The organism is Agrobacterium sp. 5Ca39 (genome assembly GCF_055382365.1).
On sequence record NZ_AP026436.1, the window covers coordinates 917,698 to 937,620 of the forward strand.

General features: G+C 58.7%; 16 protein-coding genes. 10 read left to right on the plus strand and 6 right to left on the minus strand.

Annotated features, from left to right (window positions below):
- Positions 1–3 precede the first annotated feature (3 nt).
- The 7 genes from nuoN (at position 4) to ACZ47E_RS04550 (ending at position 8,627) form a co-directional block, all read left to right on the plus strand.
- On the plus strand, positions 4–1,446 hold the full coding sequence (gene nuoN / locus ACZ47E_RS04520; RefSeq protein ID WP_022556035.1) for an NADH-quinone oxidoreductase subunit NuoN: 1,443 nt from the start codon (positions 4–6) through the stop codon (positions 1,444–1,446).
- 26 nt (positions 1,447–1,472) lie between these two features.
- Complete coding sequence (locus tag ACZ47E_RS04525; protein WP_269842100.1) at positions 1,473–2,213, plus strand: biotin--[acetyl-CoA-carboxylase] ligase; 741 nt, start codon at positions 1,473–1,475, stop codon at positions 2,211–2,213.
- Between the two features lie 202 nt (positions 2,214–2,415).
- The gene (locus tag ACZ47E_RS04530; RefSeq protein ID WP_022556037.1) at positions 2,416–4,083 is read left to right on the plus strand and encodes a ribonuclease J; all 1,668 of its coding nucleotides are present in this window, start codon (positions 2,416–2,418) and stop codon (positions 4,081–4,083) included.
- Between the two features lie 130 nt (positions 4,084–4,213).
- A complete protein-coding gene (locus tag ACZ47E_RS04535) occupies positions 4,214–4,519 on the plus strand; it encodes a DUF1467 family protein (protein ID WP_006697998.1) in 306 nt (101 codons plus the stop codon).
- 659 nt (positions 4,520–5,178) lie between these two features.
- A complete protein-coding gene (gene proS / locus ACZ47E_RS04540) occupies positions 5,179–6,501 on the plus strand; it encodes a proline--tRNA ligase (RefSeq protein WP_184285431.1) in 1,323 nt (440 codons plus the stop codon).
- Positions 6,502–6,620: 119 nt separating this feature from the next.
- On the plus strand, positions 6,621–7,928 hold the full coding sequence (locus tag ACZ47E_RS04545) for a lipoprotein-releasing ABC transporter permease subunit (protein ID WP_037089082.1): 1,308 nt from the start codon (positions 6,621–6,623) through the stop codon (positions 7,926–7,928).
- Between the two features lie 15 nt (positions 7,929–7,943).
- Positions 7,944–8,627: an ABC transporter ATP-binding protein gene (locus tag ACZ47E_RS04550; protein WP_464016902.1), complete on the plus strand. Its 684-nt coding sequence runs from the start codon at positions 7,944–7,946 to the stop codon at positions 8,625–8,627.
- Positions 8,628–8,745: 118 nt separating this feature from the next.
- Here the strand turns inward: ACZ47E_RS04550 and ACZ47E_RS04555 are convergent, their stop codons facing one another.
- Positions 8,746–9,048: a hypothetical protein gene (locus ACZ47E_RS04555; protein WP_278067383.1), complete on the minus strand. Its 303-nt coding sequence runs from the start codon at positions 9,046–9,048 to the stop codon at positions 8,746–8,748.
- Positions 9,049–9,120: 72 nt separating this feature from the next.
- Here ACZ47E_RS04555 and dnaE point away from each other — a divergent pair, with 72 nt between their 5' ends.
- Positions 9,121–12,621: a DNA polymerase III subunit alpha gene (dnaE, locus tag ACZ47E_RS04560; protein WP_220329831.1), complete on the plus strand. Its 3,501-nt coding sequence runs from the start codon at positions 9,121–9,123 to the stop codon at positions 12,619–12,621.
- Between the two features lie 23 nt (positions 12,622–12,644).
- Here the strand turns inward: dnaE and ACZ47E_RS04565 are convergent, their stop codons facing one another.
- The 3 genes from ACZ47E_RS04565 to ACZ47E_RS04575 all read right to left on the minus strand — a co-directional run bounded on the left by ACZ47E_RS04565 (position 12,645) and on the right by ACZ47E_RS04575 (position 15,711).
- Complete coding sequence (locus ACZ47E_RS04565) at positions 12,645–13,883, minus strand: L,D-transpeptidase family protein (RefSeq protein ID WP_278067384.1); 1,239 nt, start codon at positions 13,881–13,883, stop codon at positions 12,645–12,647.
- A 166-nt stretch (positions 13,884–14,049) separates the two neighbouring features.
- Positions 14,050–15,333, minus strand: a complete 1,284-nt coding sequence (locus ACZ47E_RS04570; RefSeq protein ID WP_137068629.1) for a DNA polymerase IV — start codon at positions 15,331–15,333, stop codon at positions 14,050–14,052.
- A 69-nt stretch (positions 15,334–15,402) separates the two neighbouring features.
- The gene (locus ACZ47E_RS04575; protein WP_278067385.1) at positions 15,403–15,711 is read right to left on the minus strand and encodes a DUF3572 domain-containing protein; all 309 of its coding nucleotides are present in this window, start codon (positions 15,709–15,711) and stop codon (positions 15,403–15,405) included.
- A gap of 131 nt (positions 15,712–15,842) precedes the next feature.
- On the opposite strand from ACZ47E_RS04575, the gene ACZ47E_RS04580 reads away from it, so the two are divergent.
- Positions 15,843–16,214, plus strand: coding sequence for a response regulator (locus tag ACZ47E_RS04580; RefSeq protein WP_003521498.1), 372 nt, complete (start codon positions 15,843–15,845; stop codon positions 16,212–16,214).
- A gap of 18 nt (positions 16,215–16,232) precedes the next feature.
- Positions 16,233–17,603, plus strand: a complete 1,371-nt coding sequence (locus ACZ47E_RS04585) for a PleD family two-component system response regulator (RefSeq protein WP_278067386.1) — start codon at positions 16,233–16,235, stop codon at positions 17,601–17,603.
- Between the two features lie 888 nt (positions 17,604–18,491).
- Here the strand turns inward: ACZ47E_RS04585 and rpmG are convergent.
- Both rpmG and ACZ47E_RS04595 read right to left on the minus strand, forming a co-directional pair.
- Positions 18,492–18,659 carry a 50S ribosomal protein L33 gene (rpmG, locus tag ACZ47E_RS04590; RefSeq protein WP_003496403.1) on the minus strand — a complete coding sequence of 56 codons (168 nt, stop codon included), beginning with the start codon at positions 18,657–18,659 and terminating at the stop codon, positions 18,492–18,494.
- A gap of 89 nt (positions 18,660–18,748) precedes the next feature.
- The gene (locus tag ACZ47E_RS04595; RefSeq protein WP_006698003.1) at positions 18,749–19,915 is read right to left on the minus strand and encodes an MFS transporter; all 1,167 of its coding nucleotides are present in this window, start codon (positions 19,913–19,915) and stop codon (positions 18,749–18,751) included.
- Positions 19,916–19,923: the final 8 nt, after the last annotated feature.

Genomic DNA, 19,923 nt, shown 5'->3' on the forward strand with positions numbered 1-19,923 from the left:
GACATGACCGCTGAAATCCTTTTTGCCAGTCTGCACATTGCGACGCCCGAGCTGATCCTCGCGATCGGCGCGCTGGCGCTGCTCATGATTGGCGTCTTCTCGGGCGACAAGTCGACAACGACGGTCACCGGCCTTGCCGTTGCCCTCCTGCTCGTCGTCGGTCTCTGGATCATCTTTGCCCCTGCATCGGGTGTGGCTTTCGGCGGTGTCTACATCGCCGATGCCTTCGGTAACTTCATGAAGGTGCTGGCGCTGATCGGCTCCATCACCGCCATGATCCTGGCCGTTGGCCAGGGACGCTTCGAACCGATCGGCCGTTTCGAATATCCGGTGCTGCTGGTTCTCGCGACGCTCGGCATCCTGCTGATGATCTCGGCCAATAACCTGATCTCGCTCTACATGGCACTGGAACTGCAGTCGCTGGCGCTTTATGTCGTCTGCGCCATCAACCGCGAGAGCCTGCGTTCCACGGAAGCGGGCCTGAAATACTTCGTTCTCGGTGCGCTCTCTTCCGGCATGCTGCTTTACGGCATGTCGCTGGTCTACGGCTTCACCGGCAATACCGGCTTTACCGAAATCGCCCAGGTTCTGGCCTCGGAAACCCGTTCGCTCGGTCTCGTTTTCGGTCTGGTCTTCGTGCTGGCCGGTCTGGCATTCAAGATTTCCGCCGTTCCGTTCCACATGTGGACGCCGGACGTTTATGAAGGCGCGCCGACCCCGGTTACGGCCTTCCTCTCGGCCGCACCGAAGATCGGCGCGATGGCGATCCTCGTCCGCATCGTCATCGAGGCCTTCCAGCCGGTCTTTGCCGACTGGCAGCAGATCGTCGTCTTCATCTCCATCGCGTCCATGCTGCTCGGTTCCTTCGCCGCAATCGGCCAGAAGAACATCAAGCGCCTGATGGCCTATTCCTCCATCGGTCACATGGGTTATGCGCTGGTCGGCCTTGCTGCTGGCACGCAGGCTGGTGTTGCTGGCGTTATCCTTTACATGGCCGTCTACATGGTCATGACGCTTGGCACCTTCGCCTGCATCCTCGCCATGCGCCGCAAGGAAATCGGCAATGTCGAGAATGTCGAAGATCTCGCCGGTCTTTCGTCTTCCAATCCCTTCATGGCGGTTGTGCTGACGATCCTGATGTTCTCGCTTGCCGGCATTCCGCCGCTCGCCGGCTTCTTCGGCAAGTACTACGTGTTCCTGGCCGCCATCGAAGCGAAGCTTTATCCGCTCGCCATTATCGGTGTGATCGGCTCGGTTGTCGGCGCCTATTATTACATTCGCGTCGTCAAGGTCATGTGGTTTGATGAAGCCAAGGACAAGTTCGAGCGTCCGTCGGGCGAACTCAAAGTGGTTTATGCGCTGTCGGCCTTCTTCACCGTCGCCTTCATCGTCTTCGGCGGTGCACTTGGCAACGCGGTCACTGCTGCGGCGAAGACCTTCTTTTGAGCAGTATACGAAGGAATACGGGCCGGATGTCCATCGACGATATCAGGCACGAGGCGATGGCGGAAACGCCATCGACCAATCTGGAATGTTTCGCGCGGGCGCGGGCGGGCGATGGCGGCAACCTGTGGGTTACCGCCGTCCGCCAGACCGGCGGCCGGGGCCGCCGTGGGCGGCCCTGGGTGTCGGAGCCCGGCAATCTCTACGCTTCCCTTCTTCTGATCGATCCTGCGCCGATGGAGCGCATCGGCTCCCTGCCGCTCGCTTTTGCGCTCGCGGTCTATCGCGCCATTCGCGCGGTTTTGCCGCCGGGCGGTGAGGCGCTTGAAATCAAATGGCCAAATGACGTGCTGATCGGCCGCCGCAAGACCTGCGGCATTCTGATGGAAACCGAGCTTTTGCCTGACGGCCGGCGCGCCATCGTCATCGGCATTGGTATCAATATCGCCCATAAACCTGATAATCCGCTTTATCCCGTTACGATGCTGTCGGAACATGGTGCGTCTTGCTCGCCCGAGGAACTGTTTGCCCATCTCTTCCGTGAAACGGCCGAGGTTCTGCGCGAATGGGATGAGGGCAGGGGCGTATCCGCCATCATCGCCAGCTGGCGGGCAGCGGCCTGCGGCGTTGGCGAACATATCACCGTCAATTTCCCGGATCGTTCGATCGGCGGGCGTTTTGTCGGAATTGATGATAATGGTTATCTGCTGCTGGATGAGGACGAGGGCGCAAGACGCTCCATTGCCGCTGGCGATGTGTTTTTCGGATGAGGTGCACGGTGCGGGTAAAAAACTCGCGCCGAACCGGATCCCATAGGTTGGAGCTTTCCTGCAGCTCATGAAATGCAGGGTGACAAACCGGCTCCGCATCGGCCCGGTCGATCAGATGGTTCAACAGGTCCGATGCTGATAGCAGCGGCATGGCGCGGCGTGATGCCGTCCTGCGCGCTTTTTTGAATGGATAAGAAAAACAATGGCTCAACAGGACGAACTGGTTTTTGTGCCGCTTGGCGGCGTGGGTGAAATCGGCATGAATCTGGCGCTTTACGGCTACGGGCCGGCGAGCAAGCGCCAGTGGATCATGGTGGATTGCGGCGTGACCTTTGCCGGTCTCGATCTGCCTGGTGTCGATCTCGTGCTGCCCGATATCAGCTATATCGAGGCGCAGAAAAAGAACCTCAAGGGCATCATCATCACCCACGCGCATGAAGACCACTATGGTGCGCTGAACGATCTCTGGCCCGGCCTCAACGTGCCGGTCTATGCGTCTGCCTTCACCGCCGGCATGCTGGAGGCGAAGCGCGCTTATGAGGGCAGCCGCGCGGAAATTCCGATCACGCCGTTCAAGGCGGGTGACCGCATCAATGTTGGCCCCTTCGAAATCGAAGCGGTTGGCGTCAATCACTCCATCCCCGAACCGATGTCGCTGGTCATCCGCACACCGCTCGGTAATGTCATCCATACCGGTGACTGGAAAATCGATGAGGCGCCTTCACTTGGGCCGTTGACGGATGAAGCCCGCTTCCGCGCCATCGGTAAAGAGGGCGTGCTGGCGCTGATGTGCGACAGCACGAACTCCGTGCGTGATGGTGTATCGCCTTCCGAGCATGAGGTTTCGGAAGGTCTGCGCCAGATCATCGAAAATGCCGAAGGCCGCGTGGCCGTTACCACCTTCTCCTCCAATGTCGGGCGCATCCGCTCGATCGCGCAGGCGGCTGAGGCTGCCGGTCGTGAAGTGCTGCTGCTCGGCTCGTCGCTGAAGCGTGTCGTCAACGTGTCGCAGGACCTCGGCATTATGGAAGGCATCAAGCCGTTCCTCGCTGAAGATGAATTCGGTTATATTCCGCGTGATCGTGTGGTGCTGATCCTGACGGGTTCGCAGGGGGAACCGCGCGCAGCACTCGCCAAGCTTTCCCGTGATGAGATGCGTAATGTGGCGCTCGCCTCCGGCGATACGGTCGTCTTTTCGTCACGCGCAATCCCAGGCAACGAAAAGGCGATCATCGATATCAAGAACGGCTTGATCGAACAGGGCGTCCACATCGTCACCGACAATGAGGCGCTCGTTCACGTCTCCGGCCATCCGCGCCGTAACGAGCTTCTGAAGATGTATGAATGGACGAAGCCGCAGATCGTCGTGCCTGTGCACGGCGAAGCGGCGCATCTGGTGGCGCAGAAGGAACTGGCCGAACAGGCCGGCATTTCGCAGGTGCCGAAGGTGCGCAACGGCAACGTTCTGCGCCTCGCACCCGGCCCGGCGGAAGTAATCGATGACGTGCCGCATGGCCGCGTCTTCAAGGACGGCAATCTCGTCGGTGACATGGACGAGATGGGCATCAGCAATCGCCGCAAGCTCTCCTTCGCCGGCCACGTCGCCGTCAATGTTGTGCTGGACAGCCGTTACGACTTCCTCGGCGATCCCGATGTCGTGCCTTTCGGCCTGCCGGAATTCGATGATGAAGATGAGGCGATGGAGGACACGCTTTATGACGCAGTGCTCGGCGCCGTCGAGAGCATTCCGCGCGCCCGCCGCAAGGATCTGGAACTGCTGCGTGAAGCCGTGCGTCGCGCCGTACGCGCCGCCGCCAACCAGAGCTGGGGCAAGAAGCCGATCGTGACGGTTTTCGTAACCAAGGTCTGAGCCGGCCGTCCGGCCGATTGGCCTTCCGCCTGTCTCTTCCTCGCTGATTTCTGAGCCGCGCCGCAAAGCGCGGCTCTTCTCTTTTTCTTTTAGGATTTCTTGCGGAGAAGTGATTCCGATCTGCAGATGAATGCGTTACAAGAAGCCCATTGCGCAGGAGGATCACATGCCGCTTCTTTCGGCCTTCGCCGTTTATTTCATCGTCTGGTGGACGGTGCTTTTCATCGTGTTGCCGATTGGCCTGCGCACCCAGGATGAAGACGGAGATGTCGCACTGGGCACGGTCGCCAGCGCACCCTCCCGCTTCAAGGGCGGGCGGATCGTTCTGTGGACGACCCTGATCTCGGCTTTGATCTGTGGCCTATGGTATGGCGGAACCTGGTGGTTCGGTGTCAGCCTTGATGATCTGCCGAGAATTATTCCCGTTTTCGACTAAAGACAGCGGGGCGGTATCCGCCCCAGTCGCGTCTTGACGGGTCGGCCCGAGAACGAACCCCGGAACTGCCTAAGCATCGGGCAGTCTGCCATCAATCCGGCCAAACACTGTCATATGGATGTCATATCTATCGTGCACACAGCAGGAGCTTGCTGATCTCGATTCATCGCGGAGCTCTGCGGAATGACGAAGCGAGCGGGGCAATTTGCCAGGGCAAAAAAAAACAAGGCCTTTCAGCCTTGTTTTCCAGTTTTCGCGTGATCTGTAACCGTTACCGGGGCTGCGAACGAGCGCGCCTAAGATCTGATCCTCCCAAGACTGACCGCGAAAATGACAAGAATTTAAACTTCCTGCCTCTTTTGTAAGCTAAAGCTAGCTCAAACCCCCAGCCTTGTCATCTCATTTTTTGCATATTTGTTACAGTCGGCAAAAAATTCCCTGTGATGCATTTTGTCGCACCCGATCAAGAATAATATTTCGGCCAAAGCGTTTTGGCGCGAATTAGCTATCGCGAAAATACAACGAAATGCCCATTAAACGCTCTTTTCATGGCGGGTTTTCATCCGCCCCGGAAACGGCTATATCCGGCGCCAATATCCCTCTATTCGGGGCGATTCCCGCAGCTTCGCGCGCTATCGTCCGCATCAATGGAAGCCGTCATGCGTCTCAGCCGTTATTTCATGCCCATCCTGAAGGAAAACCCCAAGGAAGCGGAAATCGTTTCTCACCGTCTCATGCTGCGCGCCGGCATGATCCGGCAGCAGTCGGCTGGCATTTATTCCTGGCTGCCGCTGGGCAAGCGTGTGCTGGACAAGGTCAACAAGATTATCCGCGAGGAGCAGAACCGCGCAGGCGCCATCGAGCTTCTGATGCCGACCCTGCAATCCGCGGAACTCTGGCAGGAAAGCGGCCGTTACGACGACTACGGCAAGGAGATGCTGCGCATCAAGGACCGCCAGGATCGTCAGATGCTCTACGGCCCCACCAATGAGGAGATGATCACCGACATCTTCCGTTCCTATGTGAAGTCCTACAAGAACCTGCCGCTGAACCTCTATCATATTCAGTTGAAGTTCCGCGACGAGGTGCGTCCCCGCTTCGGCACGATGCGCTCGCGCGAATTCCTGATGAAGGACGCCTATTCCTTTGACCTGACCAAGGAAGACGCGATCCATTCCTATAACAAGATGTTTGTGGCTTACCTGCGCACGTTCGAACGTCTCGGCCTGCGCGCTATTCCCATGCGTGCCGATACAGGTCCGATCGGCGGCAACCACAGCCATGAATTCATCATTCTCGCTGATACCGGCGAATCCGAAGTCTTCTGCCACAAGAGCTTCCTGGACCGCGCCATTCCCGCCGAAAACACCGATTTCGATGATGTTGCAGCGTTGCAGGGCGTGTTTGACGAATGGACAGCCGATTACGCCGCCACCTCCGAGATGCATGACGAGGCCGCCTATGACGCCATTCCCGAGGGCGAGCGCCTTTCGGCACGCGGCATCGAAGTCGGCCACATCTTCTATTTCGGCACCAAATATTCCGAACCGATGGGCGCGAAAGTGCAGGGCAAGGATGGCAAGGAACATCCTGTCCACATGGGTTCCTATGGCATCGGCCCGACACGCCTTGTTCCCGCCATCATTGAAGCATCGCATGACGAGAACGGAATCATCTGGCCGGCTTCGGTCGCTCCTTTCGACGTCGTGATCATCAACATGAAGGCTGGAGACGCGGCCTGCGATGCTGCTTGCGAAAAGCTGTATTATTCGCTCTCCAACGCCGGCAAGGATGTTCTCTACGACGATACGGACGACCGTGCAGGCCAGAAATTCGCCACTGCCGATCTAATTGGCGTGCCGCTGCAGATCATCGTCGGCCCACGTTCGGTCGCGAATGGCGAAGTCGAAGTCAAGGATCGCAAGACCGGCGAACGGGAAACCGTGACGATCGAGGCGGCGATGAACAGGGTGCTCGGCTAAGCGAGCGGAAATCGGAGCGGCTTCACCAGAAGTCCGCTCCGGTTTCGTCGCACAGCCGCAGAAAGAGGGGCCGGTTTTAGGAAAAGACCGGCCTTGCAGTTTGAGATCAGGGAGACGACATGGCACAAGCCGAAGCTGAAAAGGGTGCGGCTGTTTCCGCCGGGGCAAAGACCGCCCGGCCGTTTTCCGCTTTTGAACGTATGGTGGCCTGGCGTTACCTGCGCTCGCGGCGCAAGGAAGCCTTCATTTCCGTCATTGCCGGTTTTTCCTTTGTCGGCATTATGCTGGGCGTAGCGACGCTCATCATCGTCATGGCCGTCATGAACGGTTTCCGCACGGAACTGATCTCCCGCATTCTTGGCATCAACGGCCACATGATCGTTAATGCGATCGACCAGCCCTTGAATAATTACGATGAACTGGCGAAGAAGTTCGCCGCCGTCCCCGGCGTTACCATGGCCTTGCCGCTGGTGGAAGGCCAGACGCTTGCCTCCGGCCGCGGTGGCGCGGGCTCCGGCGCGCTGGTGCGCGGCGTGCGCCAGGAAGACATCGACAAGGTCAAGGAAGTAGCGACCAACATCAAGACCGGCGATCTCGTTGGCTTTATGGCCGGAGACGGCGTCCTCGTCGGTTCCAGGCTCGCATCGCAACTGGGTGTAACGGCTGGTGACGATATCACTCTCATATCACCGGAAGGTGATGTGACGCCGATGGGTGTCAATCCCCGCGTGAAATCCTACAAGATTTCCGGTGTCTTTGAGATCGGCATGTCCGAATATGACGCCTCTATGATCTACATGCCGCTCTCCGAGGCGCAGCTCTATTTCAATACGGAAGGGCGTGTCGGATCCATTGAGCTTTATGTCAGCCGCCCGGACGACGTCGATGGCATCCGCCCGCTGGTGGAGCAGGCGGCGGAACGGCAGATCTACATCGTCGACTGGCGGCAGCGGAACCAGACCTTCTTTTCCGCCCTGCAGGTGGAGCGGAACGTGATGTTCATGATCCTGACCCTCATCGTTCTTGTGGCGGCGCTCAACATCATTTCCGGCCTGATCATGCTGGTAAAGGACAAGGGCAGCGATATCGCCATTCTGCGCACCATGGGCGCAAGCTCAGGTGCCGTCATGCGCATCTTTTTCATGACCGGCGCGGCGATCGGCACGGTCGGCACCTTCGCTGGCGTGGCGCTTGGCGTCATCGTCTGCCTCAATGTCGAATCCATCCGCCAGTTCTTCTCCTGGATATCAGGAACGGTGCTGTTTGATCCGCAGCTCTATTTCCTCAGCCAGCTTCCGGCCGAAATGGATGTTGGTGAAACCATCACCGTCGTCATCATGGCCCTGACGCTCTCTTTCCTGGCAACGATCTTCCCGGCCTGGCGTGCTTCCAAGCTCGATCCGGTGCAGGCCCTGCGTTACGAATAAGGACCGCTTCGCAATATGGCAAAAAAAACAGTGCTGCGGCTTACCGGCGTCGAGAGAACCTATGGTCAGGGCGAGACGTCGCTTTCCATTCTGCGCAAGGCGGATTTTCAGTTGAAGAGCGGTGAGATGGTGGCGCTGGTCGCCCCCTCCGGTACCGGCAAATCCACCCTGTTGCATCTCGCCGGGCTTCTCGAACATCCAGACGCCGGCGAAGTCTATATCAACGACGCGCCCTGCAACGGCCTGCCGGATGAGACGCGCACGGCGATCCGCCGCAGCGACATCGGCTTCGTTTATCAGTTCCACCATCTGCTACCCGAGTTTTCGGCAGTTGAGAACGTGATGATGCCGCAGCTCATCGCCGGCCTGTCACAGGCGGAGGCGCGTAAACGCGCGAGCGCGCTTCTGGATTACATGCGGGTGGGGCATCGTGGCGAACACCGTCCGGCCGAGCTCTCCGGGGGTGAACAGCAGCGCGTTGCCATTGCCCGCGCCGTCGCCAATGCACCGCTCCTGCTGCTGGCGGACGAGCCGACTGGCAATCTCGATCCAGAGACCGCCTCTTATGTCTTCGACGCACTGGAGGCGCTGGTTCGCCAGTCCGGCCTCGCAGCGCTGATCGCGACGCATAACCACGAGCTCGCCGGCCGGATGGATCGCCGCGTAACGCTCGCCGAGGGCAAGATCGTCGATTTATGACCTGACCGAGCCTGTCCCGCCATCCACCGACCCCGAACGGCGAGCAAGGCGGGGGATCGGATGCGCTCTTGACGGAGGCTAGCCGCTTGGCTGCCGCGAGCAGGGATTTTTCCAAGTTTCATTTTTTGAACCCGGAGGATTTTTCTTCCGGGTTTTTCGCTTTGGAGTCAGCGGCTTGCGGTTTTGGAAGCGGGAACCGAAAGCGATTCTGCCACGTTGGCAAGGAGAACATCAGCAGAACCCTGTTGACAATCGAACGAAATGAGAACAAAATTGGAACATAACGAGTAAGGAGAGACCAATGACTGATTTCATCCGTGACGTTGCCGCTTTCACCTCCATTGCTGTCTTCGTTGCCAGCTTTTCGGTAATCCTCACCGCGCTGTGAAGAAGATACCGGCGCAGAAGCCTGTATGGACATCGCAAAGCGGTGGACATCAAGCGCCGGAAATCGGAAAATCGCCCCCGTGATTCAGAATGACAGGATGATGATATGGGCGATACGGTTGTGCGGGCAGAAACCTCTGACGAAAACCTGAACACCCCGGGTTTCGTTCATCTTCGGGTTCATTCCGCTTACTCCCTGCTTGAAGGGGCTCTGCCCCTCAAGAAAATCATGTCCAAGGCCGTTTCAGACGGCCAGCCGGCCATTGCCATTACAGATACCAACAACCTCTTCGTCGCGCTGGAGTTTTCCGAAAAGGCGCGGGATGAGGGTTTGCAGCCCATCATCGGCTGCCAGCTGTCGATCGACATGCAGGATGCGGCGGAGGATCGCCGCAACCACAACAGCCACCTTCAGAAACTTCCCGCTATCGTTCTTCTCGCCGCCAATGCCGAAGGGTATGAGCGGCTGGTGGATCTTGTGAGCCGTGCCTATCTTGAGGGCGAGGGGAGTGGCCATTCCGTGCACATTACCCGCGCATGGCTGGAAGAGGACTCAAATGCGGGCCTAATCGCGCTGACCGGCGCTTCCGGCGGCCCGGTGGATATGGCCTTGAAGGAGGGTCATGCCGCCCAGGCGAAGGAACGGCTGCTGACACTGAAGTCACTCTTCGGTGACCGGCTTTATATCGAATTGCAGCGTCAGTCCGGGTATGACCGTTCGCATGAGCGGCGTATGATCGGCCTCGCTTATGACCATGATATTCCGCTGGTTGCCACAAACGAGGCGTTCTTCCCGTCAAAGGCCGACTACGAAGCGCATGACGCGTTGATGGCGGTGGCGCATAATGCCATTGTTTCGGACGACAGCCGCTTTCGCCTGACGCCCGACCATTACCTCAAAAGTCGGGAGGAAATGACGGCGTTGTTTGCAGACCTGCCGGAGGCGCTGGACAATACCGTCGAGATTGCGTTGCGCTGTTCTTATGTGCTGAAGAAGCGCGGGCCTATCCTGCCACGTTTCACCGGCGCCAGCGATGATCCTGAGGCGGCGGAACGCGCCGAAGCGGAAGAGCTTCGGCGTCAGGCGGTGGAGGGGCTGGATCAGCGCCTTGCCGCGCTCGGTATGGCGCCCGGTTATACGGAACAGGATTATCGCGAGCGGCTCGATTTCGAACTCGGCGTCATCTCGCGCATGAAGTTCCCCGGTTATTTCCTGATCGTTGCCGACTTCATCAAATGGGCCAAGCAGCACGATATCCCGGTCGGACCGGGCCGTGGTTCGGGCGCGGGTTCGCTCGTCGCTTATGCGCTGACGATTACCGATGTCGATCCGCTGCGTTTCTCACTGCTGTTCGAACGCTTCCTTAATCCTGAACGCGTGTCGATGCCCGACTTCGACATCGATTTCTGCCAGGATCGTCGCGAAGAAGTGATCCGCTACGTTCAGGCCAAATACGGCCGCGAGCAGGTGGCGCAGATCATCACCTTCGGTTCGCTCCAGGCGCGCGCGGCCCTGCGCGACGTCGGCCGCGTGCTGGAAATGCCCTACGGGCAGGTGGACAAGATCTGCAAGCTGGTGCCCAACAACCCGGCCAACCCGACGCCGCTTTCGAAGGCGATCGAGGAGGAGCCGCGCCTGCAGGAAGAAGCGGACAGGGAGCCTGTTGTCGCCCGCCTGCTGGATATCGCCCAGAAGATCGAGGGGCTTTATCGCCACGCCTCAACCCATGCTGCCGGTATCGTCATCGGCGACCGCCCGCTGTCGAAGCTGGTGCCGATGTATCGCGATCCGCGGTCCGATATGCCGGTCACCCAGTTCAACATGAAATGGGTTGAAAGCGCCGGCCTCGTCAAATTCGACTTTCTTGGCCTGAAAACGCTGACGGTGCTGAAGGTAGCCGTCGATTTTGTCGCCAAGCGCGGCATCAAGGTGGATCTCGCCGCCATCCCGCTCGATGACGCCAAGACGTATGAAATGCTGTCGCGCGGTGAGACCATCGGCGTGTTCCAGGTGGAAAGTGCCGGCATGCGCAAGGCGCTGATCGGCATGCGGCCGGACTGCATCGAGGATATCATTGCTCTGGTGGCACTATATCGTCCCGGCCCGATGGAAAACATCCCCGTTTATAACGCCCGCAAACATGGCGAAGAAGAGCTGGAATCGATCCACCCGACCATCGACCATCTGCTGAAGGAAACACAGGGCGTTATCGTTTATCAGGAACAGGTGATGCAGATCGCCCAGGTTCTGTCGGGTTATTCGCTTGGCGAAGCCGATCTTCTGCGCCGCGCCATGGGTAAGAAGATCAAGGAGGAAATGGACAAGCAGCGCGAGCGCTTCGTTGATGGCGCCATCAAGAACGGTGTCTCGAAACCGCAGGCCGACACCATCTTCGATCTTCTCGCAAAATTTGCCAATTACGGCTTCAACAAGAGCCATGCCGCGGCCTACGCGATCGTCTCCTACCAGACGGCCTATATGAAGGCGCATTATCCGGTGGAGTTCCTGGCGGCCTCCATGACGCTCGATATGGCCAATACGGAAAAGCTCAACGATTTCCGTCAGGACGCCGGTCGTCTCGGCATTGAAATCGTCGCGCCGTCCGTCCAGACCTCGTTCCGCCAGTTCGAAACGGGCGAGAACCGCATTTATTATTCGTTGGCTGCCATCAAGGGTGTTGGCGAAGGAGCGGTCGAACATATCGTCGCGATCCGCGGCGACAAGCCGTTCACGAGCCTCGAGGATTTCTGCCTGCGCATCGACCCCAAACAGATCAACCGGCGTGTGCTCGAAAGTCTCATCAATGCCGGTGCTTTCGATTGTTTCGGCCGCGACCGCGCAGAGCTGATCGGCGGGCTGGACCGTATCATCGGTTATGCCCAGATGGCGCAGAACAACCGAACCATCGGCCAGTCGGACATGTTCGGCTCGGGCGGCGGCAATGGCCCGGAAAAGCTGGTGCTTCCTGCCTTCCAGCCCTGGCTTGCCTCGGAAAAGCTGCTGCGCGAATATCAGGTTCTCGGTTTCTACCTCACGGCCCACCCGCTGGATACCTATCGCCCCGTACTGGAAAAATTGCGCGTGCAGAATTTCGCCGATTTTTCCGCTGCTGTGAAACAGGGAGCGACTGCCGGGCGTCTTGCCGGCACCGTTACCGGCAAACAGGAGCGAAAGACGCGCACCGGCAACAAGATGGGTATCGTCACCTTCTCGGATGCTTCAGGGCAATATGAGGCGGTATTGTTTTCCGAAGGTCTCGGCCAGTACCGCGACCTGCTTGAGGTCGGCAAGTCGTTGGTGATCACGGTGCAGGCGGAAGAGCGCCCTGAAGGTATCGGTCTGCGCATCCAGACGGCGCAGTCGCTGGAAGAAAAATCCGTGCAGATGCAGAAGGCACTGCGTGTTTATGTGCGTGATTCCGGCCCGCTGAAAACGGTTGCCCGCCACCTCAACACCAGGGGTGACGGCTCGGTCTATTTCATCGTTATCAAGGATGAGGGCAGCCGCGAGATCGAGGTCGAACTGACGGAGAAATACCGTATTTCGCCTGAAATAGCCGCTGCTCTTCGGTCAGCCCCCGGTGTCGTTGATGTGGAGCTGGTGTGAGGCGCAGCGCCTTCGCGCCTCGCTCAGACCGGCCCTTCCTTCGTCACGGTGATGAAGTCCGTTCCCGTTCCTGTCTCCATCTGGTGACTGAGGTCGGAAACGGTGATGGAGCTTCCGCTTGAAAGTTCCTGCTCAATCCGGGAGCGTATGTCCTGCGGAATGTCGAGACGGCTGAGCACGGCACTCAACTGGTCGAAACCGCCGGGCGCTTCGGTAACGGTGATGCCGAGCCGCTTGCGGGCAGCGGCTGGCAGATGATTGTCGAGCGTTACGCCGTTCCATTCCGCGGTTCCGGCAGCGCGATCCACGGACACCGCCTCGAAAAAATGGGTTCCGAGCGCGACTTCCGGGTCCTTGATGTCGATGGCGGCCTCAAAAAGCGGCTTGAAGTCCTGCCGCACCATGATCTGCCCGGTTGGCGGGTGGTCTTCACCGGCGGAGGCATAAAGCGCCGCCACGAAAGCGTCGGTCAGAAGGGGCCCTGACGTTTTCAGCCCCTTCCACCGCTTGAAACCGTTGATGGCGCTGATTGTCATCTCCCCGGCATAACCGTCGGCCGAACCGGCATCGAAGCCGAGACGGGTAAGCACGGTCTGAATATCCATTACCCTTTCCCGCTCGCCACGCCTTGTGATGAGAATGCGCAGCGGTGAAGGCTCTCTCGCCTTCGCCGTCGATTTGATCGCCTGGGTTTTTTCATTGACGGCGACTTCGACCGCGCCCAGAGCCGCATCGAAGCTCGCGGGCCGCAACTCTACATCCGACAGAAGCAGCTTGCCGTCATCTGCGTCGTCACGCGGCGAAAACAGCGCCGGATGTTGCACAAAGCGCAGCGAGACCGGGCGGTCGGTGATGATGACATGCACCCCTGTACGCGTATCACCGAAGAGTGACTTCGCGAATTTGGAAGGCAGGCGCACACAGCCGTGGGAAGCCGGATAGTTCGGCACCTTGCCCTCGTGCAGCGCGATGCCGGACCAGGTCAGTCGCTGCATGAACGGCATGGGGGCGGCCGAATAGATATTCGACTCGTGGTATTTCCGCTTCTCTAGAATGGAGAATATGCCGCTCGGTGTCTCATGCCCGGCCTTGCCGGTCGAGACTTTGGAGGTGGCGATGATTTCACCATTTTCATAAAGCGCGAGCGACTGGTCACTTTTCGATACAAGTATCTGGAGGGACCTGCTGTCAGCGGCGAGCGCCGGAAAGGCGAGAATGCTGGCCGACAGCATGCCGGCCATAAGACGGAGGCGAAGGGACATGACGCAATACACCACATGCACAAAACTTCCCTCACTCAACCACGCTAAGTTTAATGAAGTTTAAGGGCGGCGCTGCCGCGCTATCACTAATTTGTGTAAAATCTAAAATAAATAGTTCGGGAGATCGATGCGCCGATATGTCGGCCGAAGGGCTTAACGGGTTCGGTTATTTCCGCGAGCCAAACGTATAGCCGGTCTCGACGCTGCCCTTGCCGAACCTGTCGCGCAGCTTGTCCATTGCCGCTTCCGCCGCGGCCCGGCGCCCCGCCTGTCTGTCGACGAGATCGGGAGGATCGGCAAGGCCGGCATCGCGCAGATCGCTGACGCCGATGCCAAGGAGGCGAAATTTCGTGCCGTCGGTTTCCTTTTCGAGCAATGAGAGGCCGGTGCGGAAAATTCGGTCGGCAAGCTGCGTGGGGTCGTCCAGCTTGCGATTACGGGTGCGAATCCTGAAGTCGGCCGTCTTCATTTTCAAGACAACCGTATGGCCGGCAATGCCATTTTTCTTGAGCCTCCAGGCGACTTTTTCCGAGAGCGACCGCAGGATCGGCACAAGGTCCTCATGGCGGGAAATATCGTTGAAGAAGGTGGTTTCGGAGGAGACGCTTTTGGCAGGGTCGTTATTGTGCACATGCCGCTCGTCAATGCCGCGCGACAGCCGGAAGAGCCGCTGGCCCATCACGCCATAACGGCGCATCAGCTCGCTTTCCTGCATCTCCTGCAGCTGTGCGATCATGCGGATGCCGTCGGCCTCCAGCGTCGCCGCGAAGGCCTTGCCCACGCCCCATATGGTCGTGACCGGCCGCGCCGCAAGAAACGACAGCGCTTCCGCTTCGCCAATCACGGAAAAGCCGCGGGGCTTTTGCAGGTCGGACGCGACCTTGGCGAGAAATTTACAGTAGGAAAGCCCGGCTGAAACCGTCACCCCCACTTCCTTTTCCACGCGCCGGACAAATTTCGCCAGCACGCGCGCCGGTGGATCGTGATGCAACTTCTCGGTGCCTGAAAGATCGAGAAACGCCTCGTCTATGGAAAGCGGCTGCACCAGCGGCGTCAACTCCTGCATCATCGCCCTGATTTCGCGCCCGACACGACTGTATTTCTCCATGTCAGGTTTGATGACCACGGCGTCGGGACAGGCTTCAAGCGCCTTGAACATGGGCATGGCGGAGCGCACGCCCTGAATACGGGCAATATAACAGGCCGTGGAAACCACCCCGCGCTTGCCGCCGCCAATGATGACAGGTTTATCGGCCAGTTCCGGATTATCCCGCTTTTCAACGGAGGCATAAAAGGCATCGCAATCGATATGGGCGATGCTCAGACCGTAGAGTTCGGCGTGATAGACAAGCCGCGGGCTCCCGCAGGCACGGCAACGTCTCAGCCCCTCTGGCTGGCCGACCAGACAGTCGCGGCAAAAACCGGGATCATAAGGATGCGACGTGGACATGGGCCGAAAACAAAACCAGAACGTCGCCGACCATACTCCGGTTGTAACAACGGCTCAAGGGCTCTTCCCTTAATACACACCCGAATCCAGCCCGGGTCCGGAAAAGTGGTGCCAGGCCGCAGCCACCGTTTCGGGCGAAGTGTCAGTCGCGGCGCAGAACGCCATGAGATCGGGTTCGTGGCTCATCAGGAAATCGGTGAGTCCCGCCAGAAAACCTGGATCGCTGACGGCCTGGCGCAGCATATTGGCCTGTAATCCGCTCAACGCCAGAAAGCGTCCCAACATTTCCGGCTCGTCTGCCAGCCAGCCAAGTATGGCGGCCGCCGTTTCTTGCGGATCCTGGCTGGCATTGCCTTTGTTTTTTGTATCGCGCAGCATTTCTCACCTGAAGTTACCTATTTTGAAACCAAATCCCTCTAGCCTTGCGCAACAAATGGACGATGGAATCGGTTCTCAGCCAACTTATATGTCTGGGTGAAGGTTTCAAAGCGAAACGGGGACTGCTCACCATGCCCAAGCAGGTCATGATAGTCGAAGACAATGAGCTGAACATGAAGCTCTTTCGCGACCTGATCGAGGCGTCTGGTTATACGACGATCCAGACACGCAACGGCATGGAAGCGCTCGATCTCGCCCGCAAGCACCGGCCGGATCTGATCCTCATGGATATCCAGCTGCCGGAGGTTTCGGGGCTGGAGGTGACGAAGTGGCTGAAGGAAGATGACGAGCTGCATGTCATTCCGGTCATCGCGGTCACCGCTTTCGCCATGAAGGGAGACGAGGAGCGCATTCGCCAGGGTGGATGCGAGGCCTATGTGTCGAAGCCGATTTCCGTCCCGAAGTTCATTGAAGTCATCAAGACTTATCTGGGCGATGCGTGAGGCGACTGGGGAACGGTTATGACGGCGAGAGTTCTGGTTGTTGACGATATTCCGGCCAATGTGAAGCTTCTCGAAGCCCGGCTGGTGGCGGAGTATTTCGATGTCGTTACCGCCGAGGATGGCTTCAAGGCGCTTGCCATCTGCGATAAAGAGCAGGTCGATATCATCCTCCTCGATATCATGATGCCGGGCATGGATGGTTTCGAAGTCTGCGAAAGACTGAAAGCCGATCCGGATACGGCGCATATCCCCGTTGTGATGGTCACGGCGCTGGATCAGCCCTCGGACCGCGTGCGGGGTCTGAAGGCTGGAGCCGATGATTTCCTGACCAAGCCGGTCAATGACCTGCAGTTGATCGCCCGCGTCAAAAGCCTGGTGCGCCTGAAGGCCGTTAGCGACGAATTGCGCGTGCGCGCTGAAGCGGCCCGTCAGATTGGCATCGAAGAGATGCTGCGCAGCGATGGGCTGATGCAGACGCCGGGCCGGATTCTGGTTGCGGATGGCCGCGCCAGCTCGCAGGAGCGCATCGTTCGGGCGCTGAAGCCGGTGGCAGAGGTGGATGCCGTCACGGAGCCGCAGGCGGCCCTGCTCAAGGCGACAGGCAATCCCTTCGAGCTTGTCATCGTCAATTCGAATTTCGAAGATTACGATCCGCTGAGACTGTGCTCGCAGCTTCGCTCGCTGGAGCGGACCCGTTTCCTTCCGTTGCTCCTCGTGGCGGAGCAGGGGGCCGACGACATGGTGGCGCGCGCGCTGGATCTCGGCGTCAACGATTACATCCTTCGTCCGATCGATCCCAACGAACTCGTTGCCCGATCGCTGACGCAGATCAGGCGCAAACGCTACAATGAACATCTGCGGCTCAATCTCCAGCACACCATGGAGCTCGCCATCGTTGACGGCCTGACCGGCCTCAACAATCGTCGTTATCTCGACAATCATCTCAAGATACTCTTCGACCGCGCCGCTGTCCGCGGCCGCCCGATCTCCATCTGCATGACCGATATAGACCGCTTCAAGCTGGTCAATGATACCTATGGTCATGATGTGGGTGACGAAGTCCTGCGGGAATTTGCGGCACGCATCCGCAGCACGGTCCGCGGCGCCGATCTCGCCTGCCGCTACGGCGGCGAGGAATTTGTCGTCGTCATGCCGGACACGCCGATAGAGCTTGCTGCGAGCGTTGCCGAACGCCTGCGGACGATCGTGGAAGACAAGCCTTTCTACGTCCGTTCCATCGATCGTGAACTGAGCATCACGGCATCGCTCGGCATAGCATCCGGCAGCGGCGCCTTTGGAACGCCGGACGAACTGCTGAGGCAGGCTGACAGGGCGCTTTACGAGGCTAAACACGCCGGCCGAAACCGCGTCGTATCGGCGGCCGCCTGAACGGCTTTACGAAGTAGCGGTGCGGGAGAATTGCACCGCCGTCCAAAATAATTTCGGACGTCTCAAGAAAACGGCAAAGGAAAGTCCGGTCTTTCGGAGCCAAGTCCCTGACTTCGCCTGTATTTTAACTTCATGCAATGAAAAGGCGAAATCGCGCGAGGCAACTAGATTTCAAGTTGAAAAATATATTGAATTCAATCCCGTGAAAAACTATAGTGTGCCAGCGTTGTATATTTAACCATGTTTTTCAGGTGACTTGTCGCTGGCTTAAGAATTTGTTGATTTTTATTTTACTTCTGCGCACACTCCTTATTGAGAGTAACAGTTCTTCCGGCGGTTCTTCCGTCTTTTGATGATGGAATGAGAGCGGCGTGTGCCGCTGCGGTTTCGCTTGTCAGGGGCTGGTTTTGCGTAGTTTGAATGCCCCATGATGCTCAGGTCCGCCGCATCTCCTGAATCGTGGGGTCGGTCGGCTGACGATGTTCGATTCGGTTCCTCGTGCCGTAACGCATCGTTGGCCGGCCGCCTTATTCCCTGCTTGATGCGTTGGAGCATCGCTCGCTTTGAAAAGATCGGCGGCATTCCCAACGCCGTGAAGTCGACACGCCGTCGCTTTCTCTTACAATCACGTTCCGCATCGTAGGGGTAGCCGTCGGCGATTTCCGTTGCCCCGCCGTGCAATCGGACGGCCTGTGGCCGCTGACGGGCGCAGTGGTATCAAACCTGCAACATATGTTGTCGCCGGCGCGCCGGAGAGAATCAGGTGGGGCAGCCGGCCAGGCGTGAAGCCGTGTCGACAGGGCATTCTGCTGAGCGAATGGCCTGTATCCGCATAAACAAAAAACGCGCCCGTGGGGGCGCGCTTTTGCCGGAACACCGATCAAGAAATTACTTGATCTTGGTTTCCTTGAATTCGACGTGCTTGCGTACAACCGGGTCGTACTTCGTCTTCGTCATCTTGTCCGTGAACGTACGGCTGTTCTTGGTGGTGACGTAGAAGGTACCGGTGTCGGCTGTCGACAGCAGCTTGATCTTGATTGTTGTAGCTTTCGCCATGGTCGTCCTGCCTTTAAACAAAAGAGAAGCCGCAGGCGCTTCTCACCTCGGCTAAATCTGGCGCGAAACTACGTATCGCGCCTGAAAAGTCAAGCCTGTTTTGCCCGGAAAACAAAACGGACGGCATAAAGGACCACGTAGAGCCCGAAAAATACCGCCAGCGACCAGGCGAAGCCGTCGGTTCCGGCGACATCCATGGAAATGCCCACGGCCTGCGGCCCCGCGATCGTACCAATGGCGTAACAGAAGATGAAGGCGGCATTTGCGGCCACCAGGTCGGCACCCTTCAGACGCGACCCGAGATGGGTGAGGCCGACCGTATACATGCCGGAAACGAGGCCGCCCCAGAACAGCAGCAGTGCCGCCACCAGGATCCAGCTTTCCACCAGGAAAGGCAGGGCCAGCGTGCCGCAGACGCCGGCAAGGGCCATCAGGCCCAGCATCGTCCGCCGGTCTTTCATCCTGTCAGAAAGCAGGCCGATCGGTATCTGGAAGACCATGTTGCCAATGCCCATCACGGTAAGGAGAAGGGCCGCCTGCGATTCGTTGAAGCCTTCTCTGGTGGCATAGATCGGAAACAGCGAAAGGCCGCCTGCCTGTACCGAGCCGAAGACGAAAGCGGCGGCTGATGCCATCGGCACCAGCCAGACATAACGGACGAAATGGTGGTTGGGCCGCTCGTCCAGTTCCGGGCTCTCACCACGCGCCATGAAGATGGGAATTGCCGCAAGCAATATGATTGCCGCCCCGACGAGGAAAGGCAGGATGCCTTCGCTGCCAACCGCCGAAAACAGAAGCGGACCAACGGCAAAACCGACCGCAAGTCCGGTGGCGTAGATGCCGAGAACCATACCGCGCTTCTTCGGCGGCGCCGTCATGTTGATCCAGTATTCGGAGAGGATGAACAGCGTGGTGGTTGCGCCATGGAAGACGATTCGCAGCGGAAACCACATCCAGAAAGCATCGGCGAAATAAAAGCCGAGCGCGCTCAGCGCGGAGATGAAAACCGCAAACAACATGGTACGGGCCACGCCAAAATCATGGGCGATCTTGGTGGTCACCGGGGCCGCCATCATGGCCGCGACGCCGGCCATGGCCGAGTTCACCCCGATCATGGTGGAGGATATGCCACGTTTCTCAAGGATGATCGACAGGAGCGGCAGGCCAAGGCCGATGGCGACGCCGACCGCACTGATGGCGGAAATGGCGGCGATCAGTGAGGGCCAGTGAATGGCATCCGCTTCTTCGCATTTCATTTGTGACA

Coding starts and splice junctions, on each gene's coding strand:
- nuoN (WP_022556035.1), top strand. CDS start 4: ATGACCGCTGAAATCCTTTTTGCCAGTCTGCACATTGCGACGCCCGAG.
- ACZ47E_RS04525 (WP_269842100.1), top strand. CDS start 1,473: ATGTCCATCGACGATATCAGGCACGAGGCGATGGCGGAAACGCCATCG.
- ACZ47E_RS04530 (WP_022556037.1), top strand. CDS start 2,416: ATGGCTCAACAGGACGAACTGGTTTTTGTGCCGCTTGGCGGCGTGGGT.
- ACZ47E_RS04535 (WP_006697998.1), top strand. CDS start 4,214: ATGCGTTACAAGAAGCCCATTGCGCAGGAGGATCACATGCCGCTTCTT.
- proS (WP_184285431.1), top strand. CDS start 5,179: ATGCGTCTCAGCCGTTATTTCATGCCCATCCTGAAGGAAAACCCCAAG.
- ACZ47E_RS04545 (WP_037089082.1), top strand. CDS start 6,621: ATGGCACAAGCCGAAGCTGAAAAGGGTGCGGCTGTTTCCGCCGGGGCA.
- ACZ47E_RS04550 (WP_464016902.1), top strand. CDS start 7,944: ATGGCAAAAAAAACAGTGCTGCGGCTTACCGGCGTCGAGAGAACCTAT.
- ACZ47E_RS04555 (WP_278067383.1), bottom strand. CDS start 9,048: ATGTCCATACAGGCTTCTGCGCCGGTATCTTCTTCACAGCGCGGTGAG.
- dnaE (WP_220329831.1), top strand. CDS start 9,121: ATGGGCGATACGGTTGTGCGGGCAGAAACCTCTGACGAAAACCTGAAC.
- ACZ47E_RS04565 (WP_278067384.1), bottom strand. CDS start 13,883: ATGTCCCTTCGCCTCCGTCTTATGGCCGGCATGCTGTCGGCCAGCATT.
- ACZ47E_RS04570 (WP_137068629.1), bottom strand. CDS start 15,333: ATGTCCACGTCGCATCCTTATGATCCCGGTTTTTGCCGCGACTGTCTG.
- ACZ47E_RS04575 (WP_278067385.1), bottom strand. CDS start 15,711: ATGCTGCGCGATACAAAAAACAAAGGCAATGCCAGCCAGGATCCGCAA.
- ACZ47E_RS04580 (WP_003521498.1), top strand. CDS start 15,843: ATGCCCAAGCAGGTCATGATAGTCGAAGACAATGAGCTGAACATGAAG.
- ACZ47E_RS04585 (WP_278067386.1), top strand. CDS start 16,233: ATGACGGCGAGAGTTCTGGTTGTTGACGATATTCCGGCCAATGTGAAG.
- rpmG (WP_003496403.1), bottom strand. CDS start 18,659: ATGGCGAAAGCTACAACAATCAAGATCAAGCTGCTGTCGACAGCCGAC.
- ACZ47E_RS04595 (WP_006698003.1), bottom strand. CDS start 19,915: ATGAAATGCGAAGAAGCGGATGCCATTCACTGGCCCTCACTGATCGCC.